This window comes from Pseudomonas sp. 24 E 13 (assembly GCF_900004715.1).
Taxonomy (GTDB): Bacteria; Pseudomonadota; Gammaproteobacteria; order Pseudomonadales; family Pseudomonadaceae; genus Aquipseudomonas; species Aquipseudomonas orientalis_A.
Genome location: NZ_CVTO01000116.1, coordinates 81,953 through 88,281, shown reverse-complemented (window position 1 = coordinate 88,281; position 6,329 = coordinate 81,953). Strand labels below are relative to the sequence as shown.

Here is a 6,329-nt window from a genome sequence, read left to right as displayed (position 1 = left end):
CACTGCTGCCGACGGCCTGGCTGCTCAGCCGGCAATTGCCCATCCAGACCTGGCGCGCCGATCTGCACACGGCCACGGGGGAGCGCACGCGCATGGCATTGGCTGACGGCGCCAGCGTGCAACTCAATACCGCGACGGCGGTGGACGTGGACCCGGCGCAGCGACGCATCACCCTGGTCGAGGGTGAGCTGGCGTTGAATGTACCCGCAGCGACGGCGATGAGCGTAAAGACGCGTTACGGCGAGCTGACGGTCAGCCAGGCTGAAGTGTGTGTTCGGCAACTGGACGCCGGTTGCCTGGTGTCTGTGCTCAAGGGCTCCGTGCGGGTACGCGACCTGGACGGGCGCACGGCAACCTTGCAAGGCGGTCAGCAAGCGCCGTTGAAAAGCTCCGGGCTCGGCGCCTGGGTCGCGTTCGATGCGCTGCAACTGGGCTGGCGCGACGGTGTACTGACCGCGCAGAACCAGGCGCTGGGGGATTTCCTGCGGGAATTGGCGCGTTATCGCCCGGGCGTGCTGCGCTGGGACCCGCGTCTGGAACAGTTGCGGGTCACCGGCAGTTTTCGTCTGGACGACACCGACCGTATCCTCGACCTGCTGGCCTCCAGCCTGGGGTTGCACGTACAGGCGCGGACCCGCTATTGGGTCACGCTGTCCTGAAGTGCTGGGATGGGCAACGCTTTATATATCCATATCGAATAAATAAAGAGTTATATATTCCTTTTGTTATTTTTCTCGATGGCGCATTTTGAGGGCCTGCGCATTCGTGCGGATTGACCCAACAGCCAAAAGGAAAGCCGACATGACCATCAAAGCGATCAACGTGCGCAACCAGTTCAAGGGCACCATCAAGGAAATTCTGCTGGGGGAAGTGGTGTCGGAAATCGACGTGCAGACTGCGTCCGGCATCGTCACTTCGGTCATCACCACCCGTTCGGTGCGTGACCTGGAGCTGAAAGTGGGCAGTGAAGTGATTGCCTTCGTGAAATCCACCGAAGTGTCGATTGCCAAACTCTGAGACACGCATGAGAACGGGGCCGCCGCGCTGCCCCGGTCCCTCGCCACCTACAGCTGGCGCAGGGCGCGCTCCATGCGTTGCACGCCTTCTTCCAGCATCGCCCGTGGGCAGCCGAAGTTCAGGCGCACGAACTGTTGGCTGTCATCGCCAAACTCGATCCCGGCACTCAACCCAACCTTGGCCCGTTCAAGGAAAAACTGTTGCGGATCTTCCAGGCCCAGGGCGCTGCAATCGAGCCAGGCCAGGAATGTACCTTCCGGCGCGTGCATGACCACGCCGGGCAGGCGGGTTTGCACGGCGTCGAGCAGGTAGTCACGGTTGCCTTGCAGGTAGTGCACCAGCGCTTCGAGCCAGTCGCCGCATGCGCTGTAGGCGGCGCGGGTGGCTTCCAGGCCCAAGGGGCTGACGCTGTCGACCATGCCGCAGCGGGCCTGGTTGAAACGCTCGCGAATCGCGGCATTCTGGATCACCGCAAAACAGGTCTTCAGGCCGGCGACGTTATAGGCCTTGCTGGCCGACATCAGCGTAATGGTGCGTTGCGCGATCTCGGGGCTGAGGCTGGCGGTGGGAATATGGCGACGGCCGTCAAAGCACAGCTCGGCGTGGATTTCATCGGAAATGATCAGCGCGCCGTTTTCCATGCACGCCTGTGCAATCGCCAGCAGCTCGTCGCGGGGGAAGACCTTGCCGATCGGGTTGTGCGGGTTGCTCAGCAGCAGCGCACCGGCACCGCTCAAGGCATCGCGCATGGCCGCCAGCGGCGTGCGGTATCGGCCATCAATCAGCTCGAACGGCACTTCGATGCGCGGCAGGTTCCAGTGGCCGGGTGCGAGGCGAATCGGCCGATAGTTGGGGGTTTGCAGCACCACCGGCTGGCCCGGCTGGACGAACGCGTGCAGCGCCATGTTGAAACCCGGCTCGACGCCGGGCAGGAACAACAGCTCATCCGGTTCAACACGCCAGGCGTACTTGGCCCACAGGTCGGCGATGATCGCCTCGCGCACGTCCGGGCCGGCGACACTGTAGCCGAGCACCTGCAGGTCGAGGCGCGCGTGCAGGGCCTCGAGCACGGCGGGCGGGGCGGCGATATCCATGTCGGCGATCCACATCGGCAACACGTCTTGCGGGTAGCGGTTCCACTTGGTGCTGCCGGTGCCGAGGCGTGGGTGGATCGTGTCGAAATCAAAGCTCATGGGGCGCTCGTATCAGGGGGGGTATAAAGAGTGGCGCTGATTCTAGCGCCATTCGTTTTATAGGCCAGCGCTGAATATTGCGGGCCACCGTTCCATCACCGACAAGCTCTGTCATAAAAACGCCATTGCGCTGGGGGTCGAATCAGGGAAGGGCTATTTTGGTGCATCTCAATCACTCGAGTAGTCACGGATGAAATACCAAGCCTTCAACCGCACCTTGATTGCCACTGTCCTGGTGTTGACGGTCAGTGGTGTGCAGGCCGCTTCCCAGGCCCCGGTGGCCGGGGAAAATGGCATGGTGGTCACCGCCCAGCATTTGGCAACGCAGGTGGGCGTGGATGTGCTCAAGGCCGGTGGCAATGCGGTGGATGCGGCCGTTGCGGTCGGTTACGCCCTGGCCGTGGTGTACCCGGCGGCGGGCAACTTGGGCGGCGGCGGGTTCATGACCGTGCAACTGGCGGACGGGCGCAAGACGTTCCTCGACTTCCGCGAAAAAGCCCCCTTGGCGGCAACGGCCAATATGTACCTGGATAAAGACGGCAACGTCATCGAGGGCCTGAGCGCCAAGGGTCACCTGGCCGTCGGCGTGCCTGGCACTGTTTCCGGCATGGAGCTGGCCCTGAACAAATACGGCACGCTCAAGCGCGCCCAAGTGATTGCGCCGGCGATCAAGCTGGCAGAAAACGGTTTTGCCCTGGAGCAGGGCGACATCGACCTGCTGCACACCGCCACCGCAGAGTTTGAAAAAGATCAGGACCTGCGCGCGATCTTCCTGCACAACGGGCAGCCGCTGCAGGTCGGCCAGACGCTGGTGCAGAAGGACCTGGCCAGGACCCTCAAGGAAGTGTCCGCGAAGGGCAGCGATGGCTTCTATAAAGGTTGGGTCGCCAAGGCCCTGGTCGACTCCAGCCAGGCCGGCAAGGGGCTGATCACCCAGGCTGACCTGGACCGATACAAAACCCGCGAACTGGCGCCCATCGAGTGCGACTACCGTGGCTACCATGTGGTCTCGGCGCCGCCGCCAAGCTCCGGTGGCGTGGTGATCTGCCAGATCATGAATATCCTCGAAGGCTACCCGATGGCGGACCTGGGCTATCACTCGGCCCAGGGCCTGCACTATCAGATCGAAGCGATGCGCCACGCGTATGTGGACCGCAACAGCTACCTCGGCGACCCGGACTTCGTGAAGAACCCGATCGCGCATCTGCTGGATAAAAACTACGCGGCGAAACTGCGCGACGCGATCGAGCCGCACAAGGCTGGGGATTCCCAGGCGATCAAGCCTGGGGTATCGCCCCATGAAGGCAATAACACCACCCACTACTCCATCGTCGATACCTGGGGCAACGCGGTTTCCGTCACCTACACCCTCAACGACTGGTTTGGCGCGGGCGTGATGGCGAGCAAGACCGGGGTGATCCTCAACGATGAAATGGACGACTTCACCGTCAAGGTCGGCGTGCCGAACATGTACGGGCTGGTCCAGGGTGAAGCCAATGCCATTGCGCCAGGCAAGGCGCCATTGTCATCAATGAGCCCGACCATCGTGACCAAGGATGGCAAGGCGGTCATGGTGGTGGGGACGCCGGGCGGCAGCCGCATTATCACCGCCACCTTGCTGACCATCCTGAATGTCATCGACTACAAGATGAACATCCAGGAGGCGGTGGACGCGCCGCGTTTCCACCAGCAGTGGATGCCGCAGGCCACCAACCTTGAAACCTTTGCGGTCAGCCCGGATACCCGCAAGCTCCTCGAAAGCTGGGGCCATACGTTCGCCGGGCCGCAGGATGCCAATCACGTGGCCGCCATTTTGGTGGGCGCTCCGGCCCTGGATGCCAAGCCGGTGGGCAACAACCGCTTCTATGGCGCGAATGACCCGCGTCGCAATACCGGGCTGTCGTTGGGGTACTGACACCCGACTCGCTCGCGCATGGAACATCTGCGTTCTTTCCGGGCTCTACCCCAGGAGCCCCGAAAGGACCCCAGCCATGAAAGCGCTGAAAATCGCCACCTTCAACATCAACGGTATTCGTGCCCGCCTGCCTAACCTGCTGCACTGGCTGGCGCGCGAGCAGCCGGACATCGTTTGCCTGCAGGAACTCAAGGCGCCGGAAAGCCTGTTTCCCTATGCCGATTTCGAGGCGGCCGGCTACGGCGCGATTTGCCTGGGCCAGGCCTCGTGGAACGGGGTGGCGATCCTGGCCAGGGACGCTCAACCGCTGGAAAGCCGGCGCGGCCTGCCCGGTGACGACAGCGACGATCAAAGCCGCTATATCGAAGCGGCTGTGCATGGCGTGCTGGTTGGTTGCCTGTACCTGCCTAACGGCAACCCGCAACCGGGGCCGAAATTCGATTACAAACTGGCCTGGTTCGAACGCCTGATCGACTACGCCCGGGCGTTGCAGGCCAGTGAACATCCGGTGCTGCTGGCCGGGGATTTCAATGTGGTGCCCACCGACCTGGACATCTACAACCCGCGCTCCTGGCTCAAGGACGCTTTGTTGCAACCCGAGAGTCGGGCCTGCTATCAACGCCTGCTGGAACAGGGCTGGACGGATTCAGTGCGGCATTTGTACCCCGAAGAACGGGTGTATACGTTCTGGGACTATTTTCGCCAGCACTGGCAGAAGAATTCAGGCCTGCGCATCGACCATCTGTTGCTCAACCCCGCGCTCAAGCCCTATCTCAAGAATGCCGGCGTCGATGCCTGGGTGCGCAACGAGGCGCATGCCAGCGACCATGCGCCGACCTGGATCGAGCTCGGTACGCGTAAGAAGCGTTAATCGCTCGTTGCAGACGCGAGCAAGCGTTCGACGGCCGCAAACGCCGCCACCCGGCGCGCTTGCCAGTCTCCCCTGATCACCGCCACCGGCTGATGGTGCGCGTGCATCCAGTCCAGGCTGGCCTGGAAGAACGCCCGGCGGTCCGCCAGTTGCGGTTGGCAGCGCTGGCCGTCGGCGCTCCATTCCACGTCTTCCGGGGACAGCAGCAGATGCAGGTCGTAGTGACGGGCCAGCAGTTCGCTGTCGAGCCAGCCTGGGTAATCGCCAAACAGCGTCTGGCTCCAGAGCCGGTTGGTCAGCAGGTGGGTGTCGAGGATCAGCAGCGCCGGGCGCCGGGCGCGCGCCGCATCCTCCCAGGCCAACTGGCCCCGGGCGATCGCCGGGATATCCGCCAGGCAGGTATCGCGTTGATGCTCGTCGATGAAATGGCGCACGTATTCACCCACCATCAGCCCGCCGAAGTGCGCATGCAGCTCTGCGGCCAGCCAGCTCTTGCCGCTCGATTCCGGGCCTGCCAGCACCACCACTTTCATACGTGCAACGCCGGGTCGGCGCGCCATTCACGCCAGCCTTGCACGGCAATCACGGTAAACAGCGCATACAGCGCGGCGGTGAGGTAGAGGCCTTTGTAGAGGAATAACCCGACGAAAATCACATCCAGCACGATCCACAACGGCCAGCACTGCACGCGTTTTTGCGCCATCCACAACTGCGCCACCAGGCTGAAACCGGTCAGCGCCGCGTCGAGCCAGGGCTGGGCGGCGTCGGTCCAGTGAGCCATTGCGGCGCCGAGCAACAGACTACCGACAGCGCCCACGGCCAGGCCGTTCATGACCGCCGGCATGCCCAGGCGAGTCACCTGGCGTCCCTGCCTGACCGCGCCTGCGCGGGTCCATTGCCACCAGCCATAGAGCTGAAGGACGGCATACACCACTTGCAGCAACATGTCGGAGTAGAGTTTTACGTCGTAGAACACCCAGGTATAGAGCAGCACCATCACCAGGCCGATGGGCCAGCACCAGGGGTTCTGCTTGACCGTCAGCCAGACGGCGATCACCCCCAGTGCGGCGGCGAACAGTTCAAGCCCGGACATGGCGGTTCCTTGGGGAGTGGGAGAGGGCGGTGATTGTACCCAGAGGTGGACGATCCTCAAAACACAGCAGGTAAATGTGCGAGGGGGCATGCCCCCGATGGTTATAGGTGTCCACACAACTCAGCAGCGCCCAACCGTAACCACGATGCGAAGCGAGCCGCTCTTGATCCTAGGCGCCCCGTTAAACCACGCTGGCCGAACGCAGGCTTGAATTCGTGGGTAACCCGGCAGGACGCCGGG

7 protein-coding genes are annotated in these 6,329 nt (G+C 62.9%); 4 read left to right on the top strand and 3 right to left on the bottom strand.

What is annotated here, in order from left to right; genetic code table 11:
* Nucleotides 1–659: FecR family protein (locus BFP90_RS13215; RefSeq protein WP_065896930.1), on the top strand; the 659-nt coding region annotated here is incomplete at its 5' end.
* 142 nt (nt 660–801) lie between these two features.
* A complete protein-coding gene (locus BFP90_RS13210; RefSeq protein ID WP_057725249.1) occupies nt 802–1,017 on the top strand; it encodes a TOBE domain-containing protein in 216 nt (71 codons plus the stop codon).
* 47 nt (nt 1,018–1,064) lie between these two features.
* Here BFP90_RS13210 and BFP90_RS13205 read toward each other — a convergent pair whose 3' ends face one another.
* The gene (locus tag BFP90_RS13205) at nt 1,065–2,210 is read right to left on the bottom strand and encodes a MalY/PatB family protein (protein WP_065896928.1); all 1,146 of its coding nucleotides are present in this window, start codon (nt 2,208–2,210) and stop codon (nt 1,065–1,067) included.
* Nucleotides 2,211–2,400: 190 nt separating this feature from the next.
* Here BFP90_RS13205 and ggt point away from each other — a divergent pair, with 190 nt between their 5' ends.
* Nucleotides 2,401–4,125 (top strand): gamma-glutamyltransferase, encoded by a 1,725-nt coding sequence (gene ggt / locus BFP90_RS13200; protein WP_065892901.1) that lies wholly within the window; start codon nt 2,401–2,403, stop codon nt 4,123–4,125.
* A 76-nt stretch (nt 4,126–4,201) separates the two neighbouring features.
* A complete protein-coding gene (gene xth / locus BFP90_RS13195) occupies nt 4,202–4,996 on the top strand; it encodes an exodeoxyribonuclease III (protein WP_065896927.1) in 795 nt (264 codons plus the stop codon).
* On the opposite strand, the gene BFP90_RS13190 is transcribed toward xth, so the two are convergent.
* A complete protein-coding gene (locus BFP90_RS13190) occupies nt 4,993–5,529 on the bottom strand; it encodes an AAA family ATPase (protein ID WP_065896925.1) in 537 nt (178 codons plus the stop codon). The genes xth and BFP90_RS13190 overlap by 4 nt on opposite strands.
* Nucleotides 5,526–6,089, bottom strand: a complete 564-nt coding sequence (gene pnuC, locus BFP90_RS13185; protein ID WP_065896923.1) for a nicotinamide riboside transporter PnuC — start codon at nt 6,087–6,089, stop codon at nt 5,526–5,528. Before pnuC ends, BFP90_RS13190 begins: the two co-directional genes overlap by 4 nt.
* Between the last annotated feature and the right edge of the window lie 240 nt (nt 6,090–6,329).